This window comes from Serratia sp. SCBI (assembly GCF_000747565.1).
Lineage (GTDB): Bacteria > Pseudomonadota > Gammaproteobacteria > Enterobacterales > Enterobacteriaceae > Serratia > Serratia ureilytica.
In genome coordinates, this window is record NZ_CP003424.1 from 5,008,954 (window position 1) to 5,034,688 (window position 25,735).

At 57.4% G+C, this 25,735-nt stretch carries 19 protein-coding genes, 1 tRNA gene and 3 rRNA genes; 10 read left to right on the forward strand and 13 right to left on the reverse strand.

The genetic code is table 11. The features are described 5' to 3' along the window. Window positions 1-48 precede the first annotated feature (48 nt). Window positions 49-318 carry a YihD family protein gene (locus SERRSCBI_RS23300; protein WP_004931268.1) on the reverse strand — a complete coding sequence of 90 codons (270 nt, stop codon included), beginning with the start codon at window positions 316-318 and terminating at the stop codon, window positions 49-51. A gap of 148 nt (window positions 319-466) precedes the next feature. Here SERRSCBI_RS23300 and mobA point away from each other — a divergent pair, with 148 nt between their 5' ends. Continuing rightward, complete coding sequence (gene mobA, locus SERRSCBI_RS23305; RefSeq protein ID WP_033652269.1) at window positions 467-1,057, forward strand: molybdenum cofactor guanylyltransferase MobA; 591 nt, start codon at window positions 467-469, stop codon at window positions 1,055-1,057. Next, window positions 1,054-1,572 (forward strand): molybdopterin-guanine dinucleotide biosynthesis protein MobB, encoded by a 519-nt coding sequence (gene mobB / locus SERRSCBI_RS23310; protein ID WP_042785606.1) that lies wholly within the window; start codon window positions 1,054-1,056, stop codon window positions 1,570-1,572. The genes mobA and mobB overlap by 4 nt, the downstream gene beginning before the upstream one ends. Before the next feature lie 72 nt (window positions 1,573-1,644). Here the strand turns inward: mobB and rrf are convergent. The 4 genes from rrf to SERRSCBI_RS23330 form a co-directional block, all read right to left on the reverse strand. Next, window positions 1,645-1,760: ribosomal RNA gene (gene rrf / locus SERRSCBI_RS23315) — 5S ribosomal RNA — on the reverse strand. A gap of 100 nt (window positions 1,761-1,860) precedes the next feature. After that, window positions 1,861-4,767: ribosomal RNA gene (locus SERRSCBI_RS23320) — 23S ribosomal RNA — on the reverse strand. Window positions 4,768-5,006: 239 nt separating this feature from the next. Beyond that, window positions 5,007-5,082 (reverse strand) — tRNA-Glu (locus tag SERRSCBI_RS23325). A gap of 88 nt (window positions 5,083-5,170) precedes the next feature. Next, a 16S ribosomal RNA gene (locus SERRSCBI_RS23330) occupies window positions 5,171-6,711 on the reverse strand. The 16S, 23S and 5S rRNA genes sit together here with 1 tRNA gene alongside, the layout of an rRNA operon. A gap of 482 nt (window positions 6,712-7,193) precedes the next feature. Here SERRSCBI_RS23330 and SERRSCBI_RS23335 point away from each other — a divergent pair. Further along, on the forward strand, window positions 7,194-7,883 hold the full coding sequence (locus SERRSCBI_RS23335) for a FadR/GntR family transcriptional regulator (RefSeq protein WP_042785607.1): 690 nt from the start codon (window positions 7,194-7,196) through the stop codon (window positions 7,881-7,883). Between the two features lie 67 nt (window positions 7,884-7,950). Continuing rightward, window positions 7,951-9,366, forward strand: coding sequence for a multidrug transporter subunit MdtD (gene mdtD, locus SERRSCBI_RS23340; RefSeq protein ID WP_033645165.1), 1,416 nt, complete (start codon window positions 7,951-7,953; stop codon window positions 9,364-9,366). On the opposite strand, the gene rbsR is transcribed toward mdtD, so the two are convergent. From rbsR to kup, 7 genes are all read right to left on the reverse strand, one after another. Next, window positions 9,363-10,364, reverse strand: coding sequence for a ribose operon transcriptional repressor RbsR (gene rbsR, locus SERRSCBI_RS23345; protein WP_042785608.1), 1,002 nt, complete (start codon window positions 10,362-10,364; stop codon window positions 9,363-9,365). The two genes, mdtD and rbsR, sit on opposite strands and share 4 nt — an antisense overlap. Window positions 10,365-10,368: 4 nt before the next feature. Further along, window positions 10,369-11,295, reverse strand: coding sequence for a ribokinase (gene rbsK / locus SERRSCBI_RS23350; protein WP_042785609.1), 927 nt, complete (start codon window positions 11,293-11,295; stop codon window positions 10,369-10,371). 61 nt (window positions 11,296-11,356) lie between these two features. Next, on the reverse strand, window positions 11,357-12,244 hold the full coding sequence (gene rbsB, locus SERRSCBI_RS23355; RefSeq protein WP_028128068.1) for a ribose ABC transporter substrate-binding protein RbsB: 888 nt from the start codon (window positions 12,242-12,244) through the stop codon (window positions 11,357-11,359). Window positions 12,245-12,268: 24 nt separating this feature from the next. Continuing rightward, complete coding sequence (rbsC, locus tag SERRSCBI_RS23360; RefSeq protein ID WP_033652333.1) at window positions 12,269-13,237, reverse strand: ribose ABC transporter permease; 969 nt, start codon at window positions 13,235-13,237, stop codon at window positions 12,269-12,271. Window positions 13,238-13,243: 6 nt separating this feature from the next. Continuing rightward, window positions 13,244-14,749, reverse strand: a complete 1,506-nt coding sequence (gene rbsA, locus SERRSCBI_RS23365; RefSeq protein WP_033652332.1) for a ribose ABC transporter ATP-binding protein RbsA — start codon at window positions 14,747-14,749, stop codon at window positions 13,244-13,246. A 7-nt stretch (window positions 14,750-14,756) separates the two neighbouring features. After that, window positions 14,757-15,176 (reverse strand): D-ribose pyranase, encoded by a 420-nt coding sequence (gene rbsD, locus SERRSCBI_RS23370; RefSeq protein WP_033652331.1) that lies wholly within the window; start codon window positions 15,174-15,176, stop codon window positions 14,757-14,759. Window positions 15,177-15,346: 170 nt separating this feature from the next. Continuing rightward, window positions 15,347-17,215 (reverse strand): low affinity potassium transporter Kup, encoded by a 1,869-nt coding sequence (gene kup, locus SERRSCBI_RS23375; protein ID WP_015379467.1) that lies wholly within the window; start codon window positions 17,213-17,215, stop codon window positions 15,347-15,349. Between the two features lie 283 nt (window positions 17,216-17,498). Between kup and ravA the strand changes: the two genes are divergently transcribed. Together ravA and viaA are read left to right on the forward strand one after the other, a co-directional pair. Then, window positions 17,499-19,007, forward strand: coding sequence for an ATPase RavA (ravA, locus tag SERRSCBI_RS23380; protein WP_122004632.1), 1,509 nt, complete (start codon window positions 17,499-17,501; stop codon window positions 19,005-19,007). A 2-nt stretch (window positions 19,008-19,009) separates the two neighbouring features. After that, window positions 19,010-20,473: an ATPase RavA stimulator ViaA gene (viaA, locus tag SERRSCBI_RS23385; protein ID WP_042785612.1), complete on the forward strand. Its 1,464-nt coding sequence runs from the start codon at window positions 19,010-19,012 to the stop codon at window positions 20,471-20,473. 6 nt (window positions 20,474-20,479) lie between these two features. Here the strand turns inward: viaA and asnA are convergent, their stop codons facing one another. Then, window positions 20,480-21,472 carry an aspartate--ammonia ligase gene (asnA, locus tag SERRSCBI_RS23390; RefSeq protein ID WP_042785613.1) on the reverse strand — a complete coding sequence of 331 codons (993 nt, stop codon included), beginning with the start codon at window positions 21,470-21,472 and terminating at the stop codon, window positions 20,480-20,482. A 155-nt stretch (window positions 21,473-21,627) separates the two neighbouring features. Here asnA and asnC point away from each other — a divergent pair, with 155 nt between their 5' ends. The 4 genes from asnC to rsmG all read left to right on the forward strand — a co-directional run bounded on the left by asnC (window position 21,628) and on the right by rsmG (window position 25,659). Then, a complete protein-coding gene (gene asnC, locus SERRSCBI_RS23395) occupies window positions 21,628-22,089 on the forward strand; it encodes a transcriptional regulator AsnC (RefSeq protein ID WP_004933786.1) in 462 nt (153 codons plus the stop codon). A 100-nt stretch (window positions 22,090-22,189) separates the two neighbouring features. Continuing rightward, the gene (mioC, locus tag SERRSCBI_RS23400) at window positions 22,190-22,630 is read left to right on the forward strand and encodes an FMN-binding protein MioC (RefSeq protein ID WP_015379470.1); all 441 of its coding nucleotides are present in this window, start codon (window positions 22,190-22,192) and stop codon (window positions 22,628-22,630) included. 380 nt (window positions 22,631-23,010) lie between these two features. Continuing rightward, window positions 23,011-24,900: a tRNA uridine-5-carboxymethylaminomethyl(34) synthesis enzyme MnmG gene (mnmG, locus tag SERRSCBI_RS23405; protein ID WP_033645158.1), complete on the forward strand. Its 1,890-nt coding sequence runs from the start codon at window positions 23,011-23,013 to the stop codon at window positions 24,898-24,900. A 159-nt stretch (window positions 24,901-25,059) separates the two neighbouring features. Continuing rightward, window positions 25,060-25,659 carry a 16S rRNA (guanine(527)-N(7))-methyltransferase RsmG gene (rsmG, locus tag SERRSCBI_RS23410; RefSeq protein WP_042785614.1) on the forward strand — a complete coding sequence of 200 codons (600 nt, stop codon included), beginning with the start codon at window positions 25,060-25,062 and terminating at the stop codon, window positions 25,657-25,659. Window positions 25,660-25,735 lie beyond the last annotated feature (76 nt).

Sequence of the window (25,735 nt, forward strand, 5' to 3'; positions counted from 1 at the left end):
CATTAATGGCGCATTTCACGCGCTATGCTTTCTCGCACCGCACGAGGATCAATCCTTGATAACGCCACGAGCGCGCAGCAACGCCGTTTTAAAATCTTCTTCGTAATCTTTCTTCAGGCCCGGGATCTGATCCGTGCCGGCGCTGCCGCGCATTTTCAGATGGTAAATAAGAATATCGTCGCTCAACTCGGACAATTCGCCCTGGAAGCCCGCTTCTTTCGCCAGCTTTTGCAAAAACTGCATCAAATTGAGATCGGGATCTTCCTGCCAGGCCGGGTGCAACAGCTCGATCAACTCGTTTACGCGATGCGTTTTCATCTCAATATCGTCCAATAGCATGAATAAACTCACAAAGTAACAGGCTTACCCACGCAGTGAAAGAACCGGCTTGTCAATAAAGGTAAATCCTGATGTCGCGCCGGCTTTAGCGCTACAATCAGCGCATCGACAAGGCGGGATAAACGAGATGCATAAAGAAATCAGCGGCGTCATTTTGGCCGGCGGACGGGCCACGCGCATGGGCGGTGAAGACAAAGGCCTGGTGTCGATTGGCGGGATCGCACTCTATCAACACGTATTGGCTCGGTTACGCCCGCAGGTGGCTTCCGTCGCCATTAGCGCCAATCGCAATCAGGCACGTTACCAGGCGAGCGGTTTGCCGGTGATTGGCGATCTGACGCCCGATTTTGCCGGGCCGCTGGCCGGCATGCTGGCCGGGCTCAAACAGGCTCCCAGCGAATGGGTGGTCTTCGTCCCTTGTGATGTCCCCGACTTTCCCGCCGACTTAGTCGCTCAGCTATGGCAGCAAAAAGGCGCGGCGCAGGCGGCCTTTGCCAGCGATGGTGAACGAGATCACCCCACGCTGGCGTTACTGCATAGCCAAATAGCGCCGCAGCTGGCCGACTATCTGGCGCGCGGTGAACGCAAGCTGATGCTGTTCTTGCATCAAACTGGCGCACAACGCGTAGTGTTCAGCGGGCAGCAAGCGGCATTTCATAACCTGAATACGCCGGCTGACTGCCTGAATTGGCAACAAACGCGAGAGCTCAAAAAATGAATCGTTCATTGCCTCCCTTGCTGGCCATCGGCGCCTACAGCGGAACGGGGAAAACGACCCTGCTCAAACAACTGATCCCGTTGCTGAAACAACGCCAGGTAAGGATTGGACTGATCAAACATACGCATCACGACATGGATGTGGATAAGCCGGGTAAAGACAGCTATGAGCTGCGTAAAGCAGGCGCCGAGCAAACGCTGGTCGCCAGCGATCGTCGCTGGGCATTAATGACCGAAACGCCGGAGCAACAACCTTTGGATCTGCGCTATCTGGCTGGGCGCTTTGACGCCGATAAGGTCGACTTGATTCTGGTGGAAGGGTTCAAACATGAGCCGGTCAGCAAGATCCTGCTTTATCGGGCCGAGATCGGCAGACCGTTGGAAGACATGCTGGATCAGTTTGTCGTCGCGATAGCCAGCGATCGACCGCTATCCATTTCGTCTAAGCAGCTGGATCTCAATCAACCGGAAAGCATCGCCGACTTTATTGTCGAGTGGTTGAAAGGCGCAGCGTAGCTGCGCTTTTTTGCGTTTTACGCACAGCAAAAAGCCCTGAACGTCAGTTCAGGGCTTTCGGCTTTATTTGATGCCTGGCAGTGTCCTACTCTCGCATGGGGAGACCCCACACTACCATCGGCGCTACGGCGTTTCACTTCTGAGTTCGGCATGGGGTCAGGTGGGACCACCGCGCTATTGCCGCCAGGGCAAATTCTGTTTCATTCCAACCGCCTCACTTCCATGAAGCCATCAGAACCAATCTTGGAACGTCGCTGAAAATCTCTCTAAAAACACCTTCGGTGTTGTAAGGTTAAGCCTCACGGATCATTAGTACTGGTTAGCTCAATGCATCGCTGCACTTACACACCCAGCCTATCAACGTCTTAGTCTTAAACGTTCCTTCAGGGGCCTTAAAGGCCCAGGGAAGACTCATCTTGAGGCAAGTTTCGCGCTTAGATGCTTTCAGCGCTTATCTTTTCCGCACTTAGCTACCGGGCAATGCCATTGGCATGACAACCCGAACACCAGTGGTGCGTTCACTCCGGTCCTCTCGTACTAGGAGCAACCCCTCTCAATCTTCCAACGCCCACGGCAGATAGGGACCGAACTGTCTCACGACGTTCTAAACCCAGCTCGCGTACCACTTTAAATGGCGAACAGCCATACCCTTGGGACCTACTTCAGCCCCAGGATGTGATGAGCCGACATCGAGGTGCCAAACACCGCCGTCGATATGAACTCTTGGGCGGTATCAGCCTGTTATCCCCGGAGTACCTTTTATCCGTTGAGCGATGGCCCTTCCATTCAGAACCACCGGATCACTAAGACCTACTTTCGTACCTGCTCGAGCCGTCACTCTCGCAGTCAAGCTAGCTTATGCCTTTGCACTAACCTCACGATGTCCGACCGTGATTAGCTAACCTTCGTGCTCCTCCGTTACTCTTTGGGAGGAGACCGCCCCAGTCAAACTACCCACCAGACACTGTCCTCACCCCGGATTACGGGGCCGAGTTAGAACATCAAACATTAAAGGGTGGTATTTCAAGGATGGCTCCACGCAGACTGGCGTCCACGCTTCAAAGCCTCCCACCTATCCTACACATCAAGGCTCAATGTTCAGTGTCAAGCTATAGTAAAGGTTCACGGGGTCTTTCCGTCTTGCCGCGGGTACACTGCATCTTCACAGCGAGTTCAATTTCACTGAGTCTCGGGTGGAGACAGCCTGGCCATCATTACGCCATTCGTGCAGGTCGGAACTTACCCGACAAGGAATTTCGCTACCTTAGGACCGTTATAGTTACGGCCGCCGTTTACTGGGGCTTCGATCAAGAGCTTCGCCTTGCGGCTGACCCCATCAATTAACCTTCCAGCACCGGGCAGGCGTCACACCGTATACGTCCACTTTCGTGTTTGCACAGTGCTGTGTTTTTATTAAACAGTTGCAGCCAGCTGGTATCTTCGACTGGCTTCAGCTCCATCCGCAAGGGACTTCACCTACATGCCAGCGTGCCTTCTCCCGAAGTTACGGCACCATTTTGCCTAGTTCCTTCACCCGAGTTCTCTCAAGCGCCTTGGTATTCTCTACCTGACCACCTGTGTCGGTTTGGGGTACGATTTAATGTTACCTGGAGCTTAGAGGATTTTCCTGGAAGCAGGGCATCAACTACTTCTGCACCGTAGTGCATCGTCATCACGCCTCAGGGTTGATATGCAACCGGATTTACCAGGTCACACCCCCTACACGCTTAAACCGGGACAACCGTCGCCCGGCCAGCCTAGCCTTCTCCGTCCCCCCTTCGCAGTAACACCAAGTACAGGAATATTAACCTGTTTCCCATCGACTACGCTTTTCAGCCTCGCCTTAGGGGTCGACTCACCCTGCCCCGATTAACGTTGGACAGGAACCCTTGGTCTTCCGGCGAGCGGGCTTTTCACCCGCTTTATCGTTACTTATGTCAGCATTCGCACTTCTGATACCTCCAGCAACCCTCACAGGCCACCTTCAACGGCTTACAGAACGCTCCCCTACCCAACAACGCTAAGCGTCGCTGCCGCAGCTTCGGTGCATGGTTTAGCCCCGTTACATCTTCCGCGCAGGCCGACTCGACCAGTGAGCTATTACGCTTTCTTTAAATGATGGCTGCTTCTAAGCCAACATCCTGGCTGTCTATGCCTTCCCACATCGTTTCCCACTTAACCATGACTTTGGGACCTTAGCTGGCGGTCTGGGTTGTTTCCCTCTTCACGACGGACGTTAGCACCCGCCGTGTGTCTCCCGTGATAACATTCTTCGGTATTCGGAGTTTGCATCGGTTTGGTAAGCCGGGATGGCCCCCTAGCCGAAACAGTGCTCTACCCCCGAAGATGAGTTCACGAGGCGCTACCTAAATAGCTTTCGGGGAGAACCAGCTATCTCCCGGTTTGATTGGCCTTTCACCCCCAGCCACAAGTCATCCGCTAATTTTTCAACATTAGTCGGTTCGGTCCTCCAGTTAGTGTTACCCAACCTTCAACCTGCCCATGGCTAGATCACCGGGTTTCGGGTCTATACCTTGCAACTAATCGCCCAGTTAAGACTCGGTTTCCCTACGGCTCCCCTATACGGTTAACCTTGCTACAAAATATAAGTCGCTGACCCATTATACAAAAGGTACGCAGTCACACCACGAAGGTGCTCCCACTGCTTGTACGTACACGGTTTCAGGTTCTATTTCACTCCCCTCGCCGGGGTTCTTTTCGCCTTTCCCTCACGGTACTGGTTCACTATCGGTCAGTCAGGAGTATTTAGCCTTGGAGGATGGTCCCCCCATATTCAGACAGGATGTCACGTGTCCCGCCCTACTCATCGAACTCACGACCTGTGCATTTTAGTGTACGGGGCTATCACCCTTTGCTGCGCGACTTTCCAGACGCTTCCACTAACACACAAGCCGATTCAGGTTCTGGGCTCCTCCCCGTTCGCTCGCCGCTACTGGGGGAATCTCGGTTGATTTCTTTTCCTCGGGGTACTTAGATGTTTCAGTTCCCCCGGTTCGCCTCATGCCACTATGTATTCATGACATGATAGTGTGTCGAAACACACTGGGTTTCCCCATTCGGGTATCGCCGGTTATAACGGTTCATATCACCTTACCGACGCTTTTCGCAGATTAGCACGCCCTTCATCGCCTCTGACTGCCTAGGCATCCACCGTGTACGCTTAGTCACTTAACCTCACAACCCGAAGATGTTTCCATCGTTCGCGCTGCAAACATTTGAGAGACTCTATGACAGGTTACTCTTCATCCCAGTACATCTACGGAGGGATAAATTTCAGCCGTCATGTTTCAATTTTCAGCTTGTTCCAGATTGTTAAAGAGCAATATCTTAAACATGACTCGGAAGTCATCTTTAAGATATGGTGTATCGTCAGATACTTGGGACCGCCGCTTTCACCGGGTGGGTCGGAAGCTTGGCGTCCCCTAGGGGATTCGAACCCCTGTTACCGCCGTGAAAGGGCGGTGTCCTAGGCCTCTAGACGAAGGGGACACGACACCGTACTTTTATGACGCTTTTGCTCGTTACTTTTTCATCAGACAATCTGTGTGAGCACGCCACTCGAACTAATATCTTTAGGTAAGGAGGTGATCCAACCGCAGGTTCCCCTACGGTTACCTTGTTACGACTTCACCCCAGTCATGAATCACAAAGTGGTAAGCGCCCTCCCGAAGGTTAAGCTACCTACTTCTTTTGCAACCCACTCCCATGGTGTGACGGGCGGTGTGTACAAGGCCCGGGAACGTATTCACCGTAGCATTCTGATCTACGATTACTAGCGATTCCGACTTCATGGAGTCGAGTTGCAGACTCCAATCCGGACTACGACGTACTTTATGAGGTCCGCTTGCTCTCGCGAGGTCGCTTCTCTTTGTATACGCCATTGTAGCACGTGTGTAGCCCTACTCGTAAGGGCCATGATGACTTGACGTCATCCCCACCTTCCTCCAGTTTATCACTGGCAGTCTCCTTTGAGTTCCCGGCCGAACCGCTGGCAACAAAGGATAAGGGTTGCGCTCGTTGCGGGACTTAACCCAACATTTCACAACACGAGCTGACGACAGCCATGCAGCACCTGTCTCAGAGTTCCCGAAGGCACCAAAGCATCTCTGCTAAGTTCTCTGGATGTCAAGAGTAGGTAAGGTTCTTCGCGTTGCATCGAATTAAACCACATGCTCCACCGCTTGTGCGGGCCCCCGTCAATTCATTTGAGTTTTAACCTTGCGGCCGTACTCCCCAGGCGGTCGATTTAACGCGTTAGCTCCGGAAGCCACGCCTCAAGGGCACAACCTCCAAATCGACATCGTTTACAGCGTGGACTACCAGGGTATCTAATCCTGTTTGCTCCCCACGCTTTCGCACCTGAGCGTCAGTCTTCGTCCAGGGGGCCGCCTTCGCCACCGGTATTCCTCCAGATCTCTACGCATTTCACCGCTACACCTGGAATTCTACCCCCTCTACGAGACTCTAGCTTGCCAGTTTCAAATGCAGTTCCCAGGTTGAGCCCGGGGATTTCACATCTGACTTAACAAACCGCCTGCGTGCGCTTTACGCCCAGTAATTCCGATTAACGCTTGCACCCTCCGTATTACCGCGGCTGCTGGCACGGAGTTAGCCGGTGCTTCTTCTGCGAGTAACGTCAATTGATGAACGTATTAAGTTCACCACCTTCCTCCTCGCTGAAAGTGCTTTACAACCCGAAGGCCTTCTTCACACACGCGGCATGGCTGCATCAGGCTTGCGCCCATTGTGCAATATTCCCCACTGCTGCCTCCCGTAGGAGTCTGGACCGTGTCTCAGTTCCAGTGTGGCTGGTCATCCTCTCAGACCAGCTAGGGATCGTCGCCTAGGTGAGCCATTACCCCACCTACTAGCTAATCCCATCTGGGCACATCTGATGGCAAGAGGCCCGAAGGTCCCCCTCTTTGGTCTTGCGACGTTATGCGGTATTAGCTACCGTTTCCAGTAGTTATCCCCCTCCATCAGGCAGTTTCCCAGACATTACTCACCCGTCCGCCGCTCGTCACCCGGGGAGCAAGCTCCCCTGTGCTACCGCTCGACTTGCATGTGTTAAGCCTGCCGCCAGCGTTCAATCTGAGCCATGATCAAACTCTTCAATTAAAAGCTTGATGTGCTTCCACTCGAGAAGCGATGCTCAAAGATTTACTGCATGAATTTTACTTCAGTTAGTCACTCTTCAAGACTTGATATTTTTTGCATCCGAAGATGCTGGATATCGTCTTGTGGAGTGCCCACACAGATTGTCTGATAAATTGTTAAAGAGCAGTGAGTTAGGCGCTTTCGCTTGCTAACTCGAGGTGGCGTATATTACGCTTTTCACCCGGAGAGTCAAGCGTTTATTTCGCTTTCTTCTCGCTGACCCGGCGGCTTGTCAGTCGTTGTTCCCGGTCAGTGGAGGCGCATTATAGGGAGTTCTCGGCAGGCCGCAACCCCTAAATGCAAAAAACTTTTCAAGCGCGGATTTTTTCGGCAAAAGAGCGAAAAAGCGGCGAATTTATGTCACTTTTTCAGGCAAACAGCCATAAAAGCTGGCGATCACTGGAGTAAAATAGAAGAAACGAAGTCAGTAAGGATCCGCAGCCATGCCGTTAAATGCACAACAACAGGCCGCCCAACGCAATCTTTCTTATCTGCTTGCAGAGAAACTCGGCCAACAAATTCTGGCAGGCGATTATCAGGCCGGCAGCATCCTGCCCGGTGAAATGGAACTGGGCGAGCAATTCGGCGTCAGCCGCACCGCGGTACGCGAAGCGGTAAAGATGTTAGCCGCCAAAGGCATGTTGTTGCCGCGCCCGCGCATTGGCACCCGCGTGATGCCGCAAAGCCAATGGAATTTCCTCGATCAGGATTTACTGACCTGGTGGATGACGCGGGAAAACTTCGATCAGGTGATGCAACACTTCCTTATATTGCGCACCTCGTTGGAACCGCAGGCCTGTGCGTTGGCAGCAGACCACGCCAGCCCGCAGCAAACCAAACTGCTGGCGGAGCTGATGGCGGAGATGCGCGCGCTGCATACCCAGTTTGATCGCGAGCGCTGGATCCAGGTCGATACCCAATTCCACCAGCTCATCTACGAGGCCAGCGGTAATCCGTTCCTGACCTCGTTCGCTAACCTGTTCAGTTCGGTGTATCAGAGTTACTTCCGCGCCATTACAGGCAATGAAGTGATCAAGCTGCGCCACCATCAGGCTATCGTCAATGCGATACTCGCCGGAGACAGCGCAGGCGCCCTCGTCGCCTGCCAAGTTTTGCTGAAAGAGAAAGACTAGACACGCTCCCCGCTTATAGATAGAAGAAAGAGATGAGGGAGAGACGACCATTTAACCAGGACCGACCATGACCCAATCCGCGCGCAGTATGGCAGGACTCCCGTGGATCGCCGCAATGGCGTTCTTTATGCAGGCGCTGGACGCCACCATCCTCAACACGGCGCTGCCGGCGATCGCCCACAGCCTCGGGCACTCGCCGCTGGCGATGCAATCTGCCGTCATCAGCTATACGCTGACGGTGGCGATGCTAATCCCGGTCAGCGGTTGGCTGGCGGACCGCTTCGGCACCCGCCGCGTGTTCATCTTCGCCGTCACGTTATTCACCCTCGGTTCGCTGTTGTGCGCCCTCTCCCCCACGTTGAGCGTACTGGTTGCCTCTCGCGTGCTGCAGGGCATCGGCGGCGCGATGATGATGCCGGTCGCGCGACTGGCGCTGCTGCGCGCCTACCCGCGCAGCGAACTGCTGCCGGTGCTGAACTTCGTCACCATGCCCGGCCTTGTCGGGCCGATTCTGGGGCCGCTGCTGGGCGGCTGGCTGGTGACCTACGCCACCTGGCATTGGATTTTCCTGATCAATATCCCTATCGGCCTGCTCGGCATCTTCTATGCGCGCAAATACATGCCGGACTTCACCACGCCCAAGCGCCGCTTCGATTTTCTGGGTTTTATGCTGTTCGGGCTGAGCCTGGTGCTGATCTCCACCGGGCTGGAACTGTTTGGCGAGCGGGTGCTGGCGAGCTACGTTTCGCTGGGCATTCTGCTCAGCGGCTTCGTGATGCTGTTCGGCTACATCGCGCACGCCCGCCGTCATCCTCAGCCGCTGATCGGCCTCGACCTGTTCAAAACCCGCACCTTCTCGGTCGGCATCGCCGGCAACGTCGCATCCAGGTTGGGCACCGGCTGCGTGCCGTTTTTGATGCCGCTCATGCTGCAGGTGGGATTCGGCTACACGGCGATCGTCGCCGGCTGCATGATGGCGCCGACCGCCATCGGCTCGCTGATGGCGAAATCCACCGTCACTCAGGTGTTGCGCTGGTTCGGCTACCGTAAAACGCTGGTCGGCATCACCGTTATCATCGGAGCGCTGATCGCGCAGTTTGCCCTGCAGAGCCCAGGCATGCCGCTGTGGCTGATGATCCTGCCGCTGTTCGTACTGGGCATGGCGATGTCCACCCAGTTCACCGCCATGAATACCATCAGCCTGGCGGATTTGAACGACGCCAACGCCAGCGCCGGCAACAGCGTCCTGGCGGTCACCCAACAGCTGTCCATCAGTTTCGGCGTCGCGATCAGCGCGGCGGTGCTGCGTTTTTACGAATCCCTGTCGTTAGGCACTATGATCGACCACTTCCATTACACCTTTATCACCATGGGGATCGTCACCGTGGCGTCGGCGCTGGTATTTATGTTGCTGAGAAGGAAAGATGGCCGCAACTTGATCAGCGGCCAGGAAAGCAAGAAAGAAGCGAAGGCGGCCAGTTAACGGCGGCCCACCGAGGCGCGTTCCACCAGCTCGGGCGTCAACACCAGCACCTGGGGCGCGCGCTCCGGGTTTTGCAGGCGGTTGATCAGCGCATCGATCGCCAGCTCGCCCAGCGAATCCTTCGGTTGATGAATGGTGCTCAGCGGCGGCGCCAGATAACGCGCCAGTTCAATGTCATCGTACCCCATCACCGCCATATCCTGCGGCACGGAAAGCCCGGCCTGATACAGCGCCTGATAAACGCCTACCGCCACCGCGTCGTTGCCGGCGAACACCGCATGCGGCGGCTCTTCCAGCGCCAGCAGTTGGCGCATGGCGGTCACGCCGCCTTCAAACTCAAAGTCGCAATGCACTTCATACCCTGGCGGGATCGGTAATCCGGCGCGCCGCATCGCGTTGCGATAGCCTTCCAGCCGGTGACGGGCGGTGGTTTTGTCCTGCGGGCCGGCGATGCAGGCGATCTTGCGGTAGCCGCGAGCGATCAGATGATCGGTCGCCATCTCGCCGCCCAGCAGCGAGTTATCCTGAATAATGTCGTTCGCGCCCTCGAACGGCGCCCAGTCCATCATCACGATCGGCAATGACGGGTAGCGACTCAGGGCATCCTGAGATGGCCGGTGATTTTCGGTGCACATCAACAGCAAACCGTCGACGCGCTTTTGCAGCAGCGTCTCCATACTGCGGTTCATGCGCGCGGCGTCTTCTTCGGTATTGCACAGGATCAGGCTGTAGCCGCGTTCATAGCAGCTGCGCTCCACGCCGCGCACCACTTCAGCATAAAACGGGTTGTTGCTGGCGGTCACCAGCATGCCGATGGTGCGGGTCTGATTGAGCTTCAGGCTGCGCGCCAGCGCAGAAGGCGCATAGTTCAACTGTTCCACGGCCGCCATGACCTTGTCGCGCACGCTGTCGCTGACAAAGCGATTGTTGTTGACCACATGCGAAACGGTAGAGGTTGAAACGCCCGCCAGGCGGGCGACATCTTTCATGGTGGCCAAAGGATCACCCCTGTTGCTGCAAGAAGGCGTCGATCTCTTCGCGCCACGGCACCGAAGGCTGCGCGCCGGGGCGGGTGACGGCGATCGCCGCCGCCGCATGGGCGAAACGCACCGCGTCGGCCATGATCTTGCCTTCCAACAGGGCAGTGACCAGCGCGCCGTTAAAGGTATCGCCGGCGGCGATGGTATCCACCGCTTGCACTTTGAAGCCGGGCACCCGTTTGCCGTTGCCGTTTTCGCTCAGCCACACGCCGCAGCTGCCGAGGGTGATGATCACCGTCGCGATGCCTTTGTCGTGCAGCGCCTGCGCCGCGCGCGCCGCATCGGCGTCGCTGTCCACGGCGATGCCTGTCAGGCGCTGCGCTTCGGTTTCATTCGGGGTGATCATATCAATCATCCCCAGCAGCTCGTCCGGCAGCTCGCGCGCCGGGGCCGGGTTGAGGATCACCTGCGTTTGATGTTGCTTGGCCAAGCGGGCGGCGGCGATCACCGTCTCCAGCGGCGACTCCAACTGCATCAGCAGGGCGTCGGCGTCGATGACTTTTTGCCGGTAGCGCGCCAGGTAATCCGGCGTCACCGCGGCGTTGGCGCCGGCATTGATGCCGATCACGTTCTCGCCTTCGGCATTGACGAAGATCAGCGCCACGCCGGTGGTGCTGTCGGCGATGGCTTCAATCGGTTGGGTATCAATGCGATCGCTCGCCAGCTGCCGGCGGACACGCTCGCCGATATCGTCGGCGCCCACGCAGGCGATAAAGGCGATCTCCGCCCCACTGCGCCCGGCCGCCACCGCCTGATTCGCGCCCTTGCCGCCAAACGCCACCTTATACTGCTTCCCGATCACCGTTTCGCCCGGGTGGGGGAATTGTTCAATATTGAGGATATGGTCGGCATTGATGCTGCCCAGAACCACCAGCTTACCTGTTTCCATCGCATTGATTCCTGAATTGCGCGCCATCGTAAACGCCCCGTCCCGATGGCGCTGGTATGACTTACTGAGTGACCAGTTTCAAATCGACCGGAATGGTCGCCGGCACTTTTTCGCCTTTCAGCACTTTATCGGCGGTTTCCACGCCTATCACGCCGATCTGATCGGGACGCTGCGCCACGGTCGCCGCCAGCTTGCCGCCTTCAACCGCTTTCACGCCGTCGGCGGTGCCGTCGAAGCCTACCACGATCACGTCGGTTTTACCGGCGGTTTGCAGCGCACGCAGCGCGCCCAGCGCCATTTCATCGTTCTGGGCAAATACCGCCTGCACATCCGGGTGAGCGGTCAGCAGGTTCTGCATCACGTTCAGGCCCTTGGTGCGGTCGAAATCGGCCGGCTGGCTGGCCAGCAGCTTGAATTTATTCTGATCCAGCGACTGTTTAAAGCCTTCGCCGCGTTCCCGCGCGGCGGAGGTGCCGGCAATGCCTTCCAGCTGAATCACCTTGGCGTCGGCGCCCGCTTTCTTGGCGATGAAGTCGCCGGCCATTTTGCCGCCCACGCGGTTATCCGAAGCGATATGGCTCACCACTTCACCCTTGCTCGCCACGCGGTCCAGCGTGATGACCGGGATCTTAGCCTGGTTGGCCATCTTGATGGCGTTGCCCACCGCATCGGAGTCGGTCGGGTTAATCAACAGCAGCTTGGGCGCCCGCACCATCAGATCCTGCACGTTGGCCAGCTCTTTCGCCGGGTTGTTTTGGGAATCCAGCACCACCAGGTTATAACCCAGCTTGTTGGCCTCTTGCTGCGCCCCATCCTTCATTGAGACGAAGAACGGGTTGTTGAGGGTGGACACCACCAGCGCGATGGTGTCTTTGGCCATGGCATTGGCGCTCAGGGTGGCGCTCAACGCGATGGCGGAAGCTAAGGTTGCCAGTTTTTTCATTTTCATCATCGTGATTCCTGTAGGGGGAGGTTACTTGTTGCTTTTGTTATCTACCAGAACCGCCAGCAGTATCACCACTGCCTTCACGATCATTTGGTAGTAGGAAGAAACACCCAGTAAATTCAGGCCGTTGTTCAGAAAACCGAGGATCAGCGCCCCGATCAGCGTGCCGACGATGCGCCCCTTGCCGCCGGCCAGGCTGGTGCCGCCCAGCACCACGGCGGCGATGGCGTCCAGCTCATAGCCAGTGCCGGCGGTCGGCTGCGCCGACGAGAGGCGCGCCACTTCGATCACCCCCGCCAGCGCCGCCAGCAGGCCGCACAGCGAATAGACGATAATTTTCACTTTATCGACGCTGATACCGGACAGGCGTGTCGCCGCTTCATTGCCGCCCAGGGCATAAATATAGCGGCCCAGGCGCGTATGGTGCAGCATATACCAGGCGGCGATGAACACGATCGCCATGATCCAGATCGGCGTAGGCACACCCAGCGGACGGCCGATGCCGAACCAACCAAAGGTGTCGGCCACGTCGGTGAAACCGGTATTGATCGGGCTGCCGTTGGTGTACACCATGGTGACGCCGCGCAGCAGCAGCATCATCACCAGCGTAGCGATAAAGGCTTGCACCTTGCCTTTGGCGACGATCACCCCGGTGCAGGCGCCAATCGCGGCGCCCAGCGCCAAGGCCGCCGCCACCGCCACCAGCGCGTTGACTTCAAAGCCGACGATCGACGCCGCCACCGCGCCGGTCAGGGCCAGCAGCGATCCCACCGACAGATCGATGCCGGAAGTGAGGATCACCAGCGTCATCCCCACCGCCATGATGGCGTTGACCGAGGTCTGCTGCAGAATATTGAACAGGTTGTTCAGGGTGAAGAAGTTCGGGCTCATGGAAGAGACCACGGCGATCAGCACCAGCAGCGCAATCAACGACTTCTGCTCTAACAGCCATTCTTTACTGAACCAGCGCTTAGCTGCGATAGTCTGGGAACTCATATCTGATTACTCCTGCTTTACGCCGTATTGCTTGCCGACGGCTGCCGCCATCAACGCTTCCTGGGTGGCCTGTTCAATCGGGAACTCGCCGCTGAGATGCCCTTCGTGCATCACCAGAATGCGATCGCTCATGCCCATCACCTCCGGCATTTCCGAAGACACCAAAATGATGCTCAGCCCTTCCTGCTTGAACTGGTTGATTAACTGATAGATCTCTTTTTTCGCCCCGACATCGACGCCGCGCGTCGGCTCATCGAGGATCAGCACCTTCGGCCGGGTCATCAGACCGCGGGCGATCGCCACTTTCTGCTGATTGCCGCCGGAAAGCAGACCTATCGGCTGCTCCATCGACGGCGTTTTGATATTGAACAGGCGGATGAAGTCCCCCACCGCCTGCCGCTCGTCGGCCTGTTTCAGGCTGCCGTCGGCGCGGCTGAAGTAGCGCAGCGCGGTCAGAGACATGTTTTCCTTTACCGACATGCCCAGCACCAGGCCGTCACGCTTACGGTCTTCCGAGATATAGACGATGCCGTTCGCCAATCCATCCTGCGGCGAATGGGTGACTACCTCGCGGCCGTCGAGGTTGACGGTGCCGGCCTTGCGCGGCGCGGCGCCGTACAGAATCTTCATCAATTCGGTGCGCCCGGCGCCCATCAAGCCGGCCACGCCGAGGATCTCACCGCGATACAGCGTAAAGCTGACGTCTTCAACGCCGGGTCCGGAAAGATGACTGACTTCCAGCCGCTTTTCCCCGCGCGGTAAATCAAGGCGCGGGTATTGCTCTTCCAGCTTGCGACCGACCATCATTTCAATCAGCGAATCTTCCTGCAGCTCGCTCACCGGCCGCTCGGCGATGAACTGCCCGTCGCGAAATACCGTCACGTCGTCGCAGATTTCAAAGATCTCTTTCAGACGGTGCGAGATATAGACGATGCCGCGCCCTTCGGCCTTCAGCTCGTTGATCACCTTGAACAGCGAGGCGGTTTCGGTGTCGGTCAGCGCATCGGTCGGTTCGTCCATGATGATCACTTTCGATTCGAAGCTCAGCACCTTGGCAATCTCCACCATCTGCTGATCGCCAATCGACAGCTCGCCCACCAGCCGGTGGCTGCTGTAGCGCAGGTTGAGGCGCGCCAGCAAGCGATCGGCCTCGGCGTACATGCGCTTCCAGTCAATGCGGCCGAAACGGTTGACGAACTCGCGGCCGAGGAAGATGTTTTCCGCAATCGTCAGCTGCGGGATCAGGTTCAACTCCTGATGGATAATGCCGATGCCCGCTTCCTGCGAATCTTTAGGCCCGTTGAACGCCACCTCTTTACCGAGAAAATACTGACTGCCGGCGTCTTTCTGATAGATGCCGGTCAGCACTTTCATCATGGTGGACTTACCGGCGCCGTTTTCCCCCACCAGCGCCATCACCTTGCCGGGATAAACGCTGAGAGCGGCGCCGGAAAGCGCCTTCACGCCGGGAAAGGCTTTATCAATCCCTTTCAGTTGCAGTAAAGGTTGCATAAACGCCTCAGAAAGTTACGCCGGCGCACAGGATCACGTTCGCGTAAGGCGAACACTCCCCGCTGCGGATCACCGCCCGGCTGTGCTCGGTTTGCGCTTTAAACGCCTGATGGCTGATATAACGCACGCCGATGGTATTGCCCTGGCGTTGGCCCAGTGCGGTCAGTTCAGCCAACAATGCCTCGTGGAGCGACGGATTTTGTTTCACGATTTCTTCCGCCAGGATGGCGCTTTCTACCTGCATCTCTTGCGTGACCGCCGCGAACACCTGCATGAAGGTCGGCACGCCCTGCGTCAGCGCCAGATCGATGCGCTGCGTCACCGCCGGTATCGGCAGGCCCGCGTCGCACAGGGTGAGCTGATCGGTATGCCCCAACCGGGCAATCACGGCAGACACGTCGGAATTCAGTAATACGCCTTTTTTCATCTTCTCACTCCGCTAGCGAAACGTTTCGCTCTCTGGAGGAGTGTAAAAAAACGGCAGGGGAAGGCAACCCGGACAATGCAGAAGTGTGATCGTCATCGAAACGTTTCGTTCGCGCACGGAGAAAGCGCAAACAAAAGGGGCTCAGCCTAGCTGAGCCCATGTCAGGCGGGTTAGATCTCGACCTGCGTGCCGAGCTCGATGACCCGGTTCGGCGGGATTTCGAACTGATCCGGCGCGCGCAGCGCATTGCGGCTCAGAGCAACGAACAGTTTGCCGCGCAGGTAGAGGTACCATGGCCGCTTGGTGAGGATCAGCGATTCATGGGACATGAAGAACGACGTCTCCGACATGCGGCACGGCAACCCTTCCAGCCCGCAGCGGTGGAACACTTCCTCCACGTTCGGCGTTTCGCGCCAGCCGTAGCTGGCCACCACCCGCCAGAAGGTCGGCGACAGCTGCTCGATGGTCACCCGGCGCACGTTGTGCACGTAAGGTGCATCCTCGGTGCGCAGCGTCAGCAGCACCACGCGCTCGTGCAGCACCTTGTTGTGCTTCAGGTTATGCAACAGCGCAAAAGGAATGACGTTGGTGGCGCGCGACAAGAAGACCGCGGTGCCCGGCACCCGTACCGGCGGCGATTTCTCCAGCGAGGCGATCATCGCCTCCAGCGAGTTGCCGTGCTCATGCAGACGGCGCAACAGGCGGAAACGCTCGCTCTTCCAGGTAGTCATAATGATGAACATCACCAGCGCCAGGGTCAGCGGCAGCCAGCCGCCGGAGAACAGCTTCAGGGCGTTGGCGGAGAACATCGGCACGTCGATGATCAGCAAGATGGTCACGATACCGATCGCCAGGAAGCGGTTCCAGTGCCAGTTATTAATCGCCACCGAAGTGACCAGAATGCTGGTCAGCACCATGGTGCCGGTGACGGCGATGCCGTACGCCGCCGCCAGGTTGCTGGAGTGTTCGAAGCCGATGATCACCAGCACCACCGAGATATACAGCGTCCAGTTGATCACCGGAATGTAGATCTGGCCGGATTCCATTTCCGAGGTGTGAATGATGCGCATCGGCGACAAATACCCCAGGCGCACCGCCTGACGAGTCAGCGAGAAGACGCCGGAAATCACCGCCTGCGAGGCGATGACCGTTGCCAGGGTTGCCAGAATCAGCAGCGGGATCAGCGCCCAGTCGGGCGCCAGCAGGAAGAATGGGTTTTTGATCGCTTCAGGGTTTTTCAGCAGCAACGCCCCCTGGCCGAAGTAGTTGAGCACCAGCGAAGGCAGCACCACGGTGAACCAGGCCAGGCGGATCGGGAACTTGCCGAAGTGCCCCATGTCGGCATACAGCGCCTCAACGCCGGTGATCGACAGCACCACCGCCCCCAGCGCGAAGAACGACACCTTCTTATATTCCATAAAGAAGTTGAGCGCCCATTTGGGATTCAGCGCCTGCAGCACTTCCGGGTTCGAAATGATGCTGCGCGCGCCCAGCACCGCCAACACGATGAACCACAACAGCATTACCGGGGCGAACAGCTTGCCGACGCTGCCGGTGCCGTGTTTTTGGATAACGAACAGCAGGGTCAGCACCAGAATCGAGAGCGGCACGATATAGGCGTCGAGCGCGGGCGCGGCGATTTCCAACCCCTCTATCGCCGACATCACCGAGATCGCCGGGGTGATCACCACCTCGCCATAGAAGAAGCTGCCGCCGATCAGGCCCAGTATAACCAGCACTGCGGTGGTGCGCGCCGAGGTATTGCGCCCGGCCAGCGACATCAGCGTCAAAATGCCGCCTTCGCCGGCGTTGTCCGCCCGCATCACGTAGGTGAGATATTTGAGGGAAACGATCACGATCAGCATCCAGAAAATCAGCGACAGGAAGCCGAAAACCACGTCTGGACGAACATCGAAGCCGTAATGGCCGGAGAAACACTCTCTCAACGTATAGAGAGGACTGGTGCCGATATCACCGTAGACCACGCCGATGGCAGCCAGGGTTACCGCCGATAGGGACTGCTTATGCTCTGCGCTCATAATTCGTTTCTTTATCAGAACATCCGTTAGCGATGCATCCGCATCAGGCAAAATACGGGCTCAAAGATCCGTCACGCCCACCAGAAAGCCGCACAGTATGCACCATTTATACGGCTTGCCTACCCTTATATCAGAGCCGAAAAATAAACAAAATGTGAACCGGATATCCGACTCAACTGAGAAAATTTTTACTAATCAATAAGCTATACCATTAAAAATAATGGTGGTTTATCATCGAATTATCGACCAAGATTGGCTAACTCTCGGACAATACGACGATTATATGACGCCATCATCCCTTCTGGCAGAACGAATTTCCCGCCTCAGCAGCGCGCTGGAGAGCGGCCTTTATGAGCGGCAAGAGGCGATCCGCCTGTGCCTGCTGGCGGCGCTGAGCGGCGAAAGCGTATTCTTGCTCGGCCCGCCCGGCATCGCCAAGAGCCTGATCGCGCGCCGGCTGAAGTTTGCCTTCCGCAACGCTCGCTCTTTTGAATACCTGATGACGCGCTTTTCCACGCCGGAAGAGGTCTTCGGCCCGCTCTCGATTCAGGCGCTGAAAGATGAAGGGCGCTATCAACGCCTGACCGCCGGCTATCTGCCAGAAGCGGAGATCGTGTTTCTGGACGAGATCTGGAAGGCCGGCCCGGCGATCCTCAACACCCTGCTGACGGCGATCAATGAACGGCGTTTTCGCAACGGCAACAGCGAAGAACCGATCCCGCTGCGCCTGCTGGTCACCGCTTCCAACGAACTGCCCGAAGCGGACAACAGCCTCGAAGCCCTGTATGATCGCATGCTGATTCGCCTGTGGCTGGACAAGGTGCAGGATAAACAGAATTTCCGCTCGCTGCTGGTCAACCGCCAGAGCGAAAGCCAAAACCCGGTGCCGGCGGCGCTGAGCGTCAGCGACGAAGAGTTTCTGCAGTGGCAGCCGCAGATCGATAAGGTGGCGCTGCCGGAAGCCTGCTTTGAGCTGATTTTCCAACTGCGCCAGCGGCTGGACGCGCTGGAACAGGCGCCGTACGTCTCCGATCGGCGCTGGAAGAAAGCCCTGCGCCTGCTGCAGGCCTGCGCCTTCTTCAGCGGGCGCGACGCCATCGCCCCGCTCGATCTGATGCTGTTGAAAGACTGCCTGTGGCACGATCTCACCTCGCTGAAGCTGCTGCAACAGCAGATCGATCAACTGCTGACCGAATCGGCCTATCAGCAGCAGTCGATGTTGATCCAACTGCAACAGATCCATACCCGCTGGATGCAGGACCAGCAGCAGCAAAGCGACCGACAGGCCATCAGCCTGGTGAAAAAAGGCGGGATGTTCAGCCGCAAACCACAATACGCACCGGCCACACCGTTCGCCGGCGGCACCCTCACTCTGCTGCTGCAAAAACCGCTGCAGCTGCATGACATTCAGGTCAATCATCTGAGCATCGAAAGCAGCGCGCTGGACACCTGGCTGCAAAAAGGCGGCGACGTGCGCGCCAAGCTGAACGGCATCGGCTTCGCGCAGCCGATCGATTTGGACGTCGATGACCAACTGCACCTGACGGTGTTGGACGTCAGCCGCCAGCCGTCGCTGCTGGCGCTGCCGGGCAAACAGGCTACCGCTACGCCGCAGGCGCTGCTGGATGAAATGGACGCATTGGCCCAGCGCCTGGCGGAGCAGCGCCGCGCCTTCAGCCAACATCAGCCCTGCCTGTTCACGTCCGCCGCCGGTCTGGCCAAGATCGAAGCCAGTCTGCTGCAGGTCGCGGAACAGGTTAAACAGCAACAGCAGCAAATGCGCGGCCAGTAACCATGCTCAGTCTGGAGACGCTCGATCTGCTGCTGGCGATCACCGAAGGCGAGATGATCGAGGAGATGATCGTCGGCATGCTGGCCGCGCCGCAGCTGTCGGTATTCTTTAAAAAGTTTCCGGCCCTACGCCGGGCGCTGGATCGCGATCTGCCGCGCTGGAAGCTGCAGCTAAAGGAGCGTTTGCAGGAGGCCATGGTGCCGCCGGCGCTGGCGCAGGAATTTTACCGTTACCAACAGTGCCAGCTGGAGAACAATACCCAGTTCTATCACAACCTCAACGACACGATGGAGCTGCTGCGCCAGCTGGTTTCCCCGTTTTATGAACAGGCGCGCGCGCTGGTGGACGCCGCCGATCTGCCCAATCATCCGTTGGACGACAGCTTTCAAACGTTGTTTCTGCAGCGCTGGCGCATCAGCCTGACGCTGCAGGCCACCATGTTGCACCACCAGCTGCTGGAACAAGAGCGCGAGCAGCTGATGGCGGAACTGCAGGAACGCCTGGCGCTGAGCGGCGCGCTGGAACCGCTGCTGTCGGAAAACGACACCGCCGCCGGCAGGCTGTGGGACATGAGCAAAGGCCAACTGCAGCGCGGCGATTACCAGCGGCTGGTGGAGTACGGCAACTTTTTGCAGCAGCAGCCGGAGCTGAAAAAGCTCGCGCAGCAGCTGGGCCGCAGCTATCAGGCCAAGGCGCTGCCGCAGCAGGACGCGCAGCCGGAGCCGTTCAGGGTCATGGTGCAGGTGCCGGCCACACTGCCGGAAGAAGTGAGCGGCATTCATCAGAGCGACGACATTCTGCGCCTGCTGCCGCCGGAGCTGGCGACGCTGGGGATTGAAGAGCTGGAATTCGAGTTCTATCGCCGCCTGCTGGAAAAGCGACTGCTGAGCTACCGCCTGCAGGGCGACGTCTGGCAGGAACAGATCCTGATCCGTCAGGTCACCCACCAGCAGCAGGATCAGCAGCCGCGCGGGCCGTTTATCGTCTGCGTGGACACCTCAGGATCGATGGGCGGCTTCAACGAACAGTGCGCCAAGGCGTTCTGTCTGGCGCTACTGCGCATTGCGCTGGCGGACAACCGCCGCTGCTACATCATGCTGTTCGCCAACCAGATCGTACATTACGAACTCACCGCCGCCAGCGGCATTGAGCAGGCGGTGCGTTTTCTCGGCCAGCAGTTTCGCGGCGGCACCGATCTGGCGGCCTGCCTGAACGCCACCGTCACCAAAATGGCGGAGAGCGGCTGGTTCGACGCCGATGCGGTGATCATTTCCGATTTTATCGCCCAGCGGTTGCCGGAGGAGGTAATAAAGAAGGTGAAACAACAGCAGCAAAGCCACCAGCAGCGTTTCCATGCGGTGGCGATGTCCGCCTACGGCAAACCCGGCATCATGCGCATCTTCGATCACATCTGGCGCTTCGATACCGGGTTGAAAAGCCGGTTGATGCGCCGCTGGCGGCGCTAGGCAGAATCAGAGCAGGCCTTCAACCGCGCCGCGCACTTCCGGTGACCACACGCCGCACTGCACCTGGCCGATATGCGACAGCTGCAACAGCAACATCACCAAACGCGACTGACCGATGCCGCCGCCGATGGTCTGCGGCATATCGCCGCGCAGCAACGACTGATGCCATTCCAGCTTCATGCGATCTTCATCGCCGGTCAGCGCCAGCTGATGTTTCAGCGCCGCGGCGTCGACGCGGATGCCCATGGAAGAAAGCTCGAAAGCGTCCTGCAGCACCGGGTTCCACACCACGATATCGCCGTTCAGGCCCGCCAGGCCATCCGCCGTCGGCGTGGTCCAGTCATCATAATCCGGCGCACGCACATCGTGCGATTTGCCGTGCGACAGCTTGCCGCCGATGCCGATCAGGAACACCGCGCCCAATTCTTTGGCGATCGCCCGCTCACGCCCTTTGGCGTCCAGATCCGGATAGCGCTGCAGCAGGGTTTCGCTGTGCACGAAGTGGATCTGTTCCGGCAGGAACGGCGTCAGGCCATGCTCACGGCTGACTTCCGCTTCCGTCGCCTTGATCGCGGCATAAATGCTGCGCACGGTACTTTTCAGATAGTCCAGACCGCGCTCACCGTCGCCCATCACCCGCTCCCAGTCCCACTGATCGACGTACACCGAGTGGATTGGCGTCAGGCGGTCTTCATCCGGGCGCAGCGCCTTCATATGGGTATACAGGCCTTCGCCGGCACCGAAATCGTAGCTGCCCAGGGTTTTGCGTTTCCATTTCGCCAGTGAGTGCACCACTTCGAAGGTGGCGTCCGGCAAAGTTTTGACTTTGACCCGCACCGCTTTCTCGCTGCCGGAGAGGTTATCCTGCGTGCCGTCGCCCAGGCGGCTAAGGATCGGGGCCTGCACTTCGATCAGACCGAGCTGCTGTTCCAGCTGGCGGGAGAAGAAGGATTTGACCTGGCTGATTTGTTGTTGTTTTTGGATAAACTGTTTTTTCATTGCCGTATCTCTTGTAAACCTGTCTCTGTTGCCATCGATTAAGCAACAAAACGATACGCAAATTCAATATCCGTTAATCAATATTGCCTTTTCACTTTTAATCGTTCATTTTTACCCGGACTGAATTCAACAATCGTTAATTAATGGGGGATTAAATGGCGGAAATTTATCAGATCGATAATCTCGATCGCGGCATCCTCAACGCCCTGATGGACAATGCGCGCACACCGTACGCCGAACTGGCGAAAAATTTCGCCGTCAGCCCCGGCACCATTCACGTGCGGGTGGAGAAGATGAAACAGGCCGGGATCATCACCGGCGCGCGTATCGACGTCAGCCCCAAACAGCTGGGCTACGACGTGTGCTGCTTTATCGGCATCATATTAAAGAGCGCCAAGGACTACCCTTCGGCACTGAAGAAGCTGGAAAGCCTGGAAGAAGTGGTGGAAGCCTATTACACCACCGGCCACTACAGCGTCTTTATTAAAGTGATGTGCCGCTCGATCGACGCGTTGCAACAGGTACTTATCAACAAGATCCAGACCATCGACGAGATCCAGTCCACCGAAACGCTGATCTCGCTGCAGAACCCCATTATGCGCACCATCGTGCCGTAACCCGCCAAATTGCATACCCACATTATCCACAGGTAGATCCCAGCCGATTCACAGCGTACAATGCAGCCACTTTGAGTGAGAAGGTTGGGATCGTTGGTTCATGGCAGACATTACTCTGATCAGTGGCAGTACGCTTGGCAGCGCCGAATACGTGGCTGAACATTTGGCTGAAAAGCTGGAAGACGCCGGCTTCTCTACCGAGATGCTGCACGGCCCTGAACTGGATGAACTGCCGTTGAACGGCCGCTGGCTGGTGGTCTCTTCCACGCACGGTGCCGGCGAACTACCGGATAACCTTCAGCCGCTGTTGGAACAGATCGCTGAGCAGCAGCCGGATCTTTCCGAGGTGCAGTTCGGCGCCGTCGGTTTAGGCAGTTCGGAATACGACACCTTCTGCGGTGCGATCAAACAGATCGACGATCTATTGATCGCCAGAGGCGCTAAAAGGATCGGCGATCGTCTCGAGATCGACGTGACCGAGCATGAAATTCCCGAGGATCCGGCCGAAGAATGGGTAAAAAACTGGATTAATTTACTCTAATTCGTCTAAAGATCGCGCGAACGATTGTGGATAACTAAGCTTAAAAGCAGGGTAAAAGCCGTAGTTATCCCAATAACAACCGTAGTGCGCTTTTTGTCCTGTGCATAACAAGCCTTTTAGATCCCAGCTTATCTGCGTCGGGATCACCGATCATTCACAGCAAACGATCCTCCTTAATCTGCTGATCTTCATCGTGAATAGTCACTTATCCACAGAGGATCGCGATCCTAATAAGAGATCTAATAAAGAGATCTTTAAATAAAAAAGATCTTCTTTTAATTACCGACGATCCTGACCACTTGGTCGATCGTCTAAACTTGAGTAGAATCCCCGACCCCAGGGCAAATACGATCGTTCGCAATACGGCGAGGTGCAGTTCCATGTTTTATCCAGATCAATTTGACGTCATCATCATCGGTGGTGGCCATGCAGGTACCGAGGCCGCCATGGCTGCGGCGCGCATGGGACGTCAGACTTTATTATTGACACACAATATCGACACGCTGGGACAGATGTCCTGTAACCCGGCGATTGGCGGTATTGGTAAAGGGCATCTGGTTAAGGAAATTGATGCACTCGGCGGCCTGATGGCGACAGCGATCGACCACGCCGGCATCCAGTTTAGGATACTAAACGCCAGCAAAGGCCCAGCCGTTCGCGCCACACGCGCTCAGGCGGATCGCGTGTTGTATCGCCAGGCTATCCGTACCGCGTTGGAGAACCAGCCCAATCTGATGATCTTCCAACAGCCGGTTGAGGATCTGATCGTCGAAAACGATCGCGTCGTGGGCGCCGTCACCCAAATGGGCCTGAAATTCCGCGCCAAAGCGGTGGTATTGACCGTAGGCACCTTCCTGGACGGCAAGATCCATATCGGCCTGGAAAATTACAGCGGCGGCCGCGCCGGGGATCCGCCTTCGATCTCGCTGTCTCAGCGTTTGCGTGAACTGCCGCTGCGCGTCAACCGCTTGAAAACCGGGACACCGCCACGCATCGACGCCCGCACTATCGATTTCAGCGTACTGGCGCCGCAACACGGCGATACGCCGGTGCCGGTATTCTCGTTCCTGGGCGATGCCAGCCAGCATCCGGAACAAATGGCGTGCTATATCACTCATACCAATGAGAAAACCCATGACGTGATCCGCAATAACCTCGATCGCAGCCCGATGTATGCCGGGATCATCGAAGGGATCGGCCCACGTTACTGCCCGTCGATCGAAGACAAGGTCATGCGCTTTGCCGATCGCAACGCGCACCAGATCTTCCTCGAGCCGGAAGGCCTGACCAGCAATGAGATTTACCCTAACGGGATCTCCACCAGCCTGCCGTTCGATGTGCAGATGCAGATCGTCCGTTCGATGGAAGGGATGCAAAACGCGCGTATTATTCGCCCTGGTTATGCTATCGAGTACGATTTCTTCGATCCGCGCGACCTGAAACCGACGCTGGAAAGCAAATTCATTCAGGGGCTGTTCTTTGCCGGTCAAATCAACGGCACCACCGGGTATGAAGAAGCCGCCGCACAGGGGCTGCTGGCCGGTCTGAACGCCGGTCGCTTCGCCGCCGAGCAAGAAGGCTGGGCGCCACGTCGCGATCAGGCTTATCTCGGCGTGCTGGTGGACGACCTCAGCACCCTCGGCACCAAAGAACCGTACCGCATGTTTACCTCACGCGCCGAGTATCGTCTGATGCTGCGCGAAGACAACGCCGATCTCCGCCTGACGGAAAAAGGCCGTGAACTCGGCCTGGTGGACGACGTGCGTTGGGCGCGCTACAGCGAGAAGCTGGAGCGGATCGAACGTGAACGTCAGCGCCTGCGCGACATCTGGATGCATCCGCATGCCGAGAACGTCGAACAGGTCAATGCGTTGCTGAAAGCGCCGCTGTCACGCGAAGCAAACGGCGAAGAGCTGCTGCGCCGTCCGGAAATGGACTACGCGCAATTGACCGCCACCGAGGCCTTCGCGCCGCCGTTGGACGATGTACAAGCCGCCGAGCAGGTTGAGATCCAGGTCAAATACGAAGGCTACATCGCTCGTCAGCAGGAAGAGATCGAAAAACAGCAGCGCAACGAGAATACCGTGTTGCCGTTGGATCTCGACTACCGTCAGGTTTCGGGGTTGTCGAACGAAGTGATCGCCAAACTGAACGATCACAAACCGAACTCCATCGGCCAGGCTTCACGCATCTCCGGCATTACGCCGGCGGCGATCTCGATTTTGCTGATTTGGCTGAAAAAGCAGGGGCTGCTGCGCCGCAGCGCATAAATCCCGCATCCAGGCGGCCGTTTGCTCAACCCGTAGCCAAACGGCCGCTGACATCACTTGCGCGCTGAATTATCATAGGCGCCTCATTCGCCAGCTAACCATCCGCTGGTCGTTCAGCGCCTGCCAGAGGATCCGTTGTGCAAAAAAAATTAAGACTCGCTGCTCGCGGCAGCAGGCATTGAGCTGCCCGATCAGCAGAAACAGCAGCTGCTGGGCTATGTCGGCATGCTGGATAAGTGGAACAAGGCTTATAACCTCACGTCGGTGCGCGATCCGCAGCAAATGCTGGTGCGCCACATCCTCGACAGCATCGTGGTCAACCCGCATCTGCAGGGATCGCGTTTTATCGATGTCGGCACCGGCCCCGGTTTACCGGGCATTCCGCTGGCGATCGTGCGTCCGGATGCGCATTTCACGCTGCTCGACAGCCTGGGCAAGCGCGTGCGTTTCCTGCGCCAGGTGCAGCATGAACTGGGCCTGAACAATATCGAACCGGTTCAGAGCCGCGTTGAAGCGTTTCCGGCCGAGCCGCCGTTCGACGGCGTGATCAGCCGGGCGTTCGCTTCGCTGCAGGATATGCTGTCCTGGTGCCATCACCTGCCGGCGAAAGGGCAGGGGCGTTTTTACGCATTGAAAGGCGTGCGCCCGGATGAAGAATTGGCGCACCTGCCGGAGGGCGTTAGCCTGGAGTCTATCGTGCGGTTGCAGGTGCCTGAACTGGAAGGCGAACGCCATCTGGTGGTGCTTAAGGCAAACTGAGTTTGTTTTTGATCAAACAAGCGTGAATTAACGGTAGTACGGCGCGTAAAGGTAAGCAGGCTAATTAGTTGGTCGC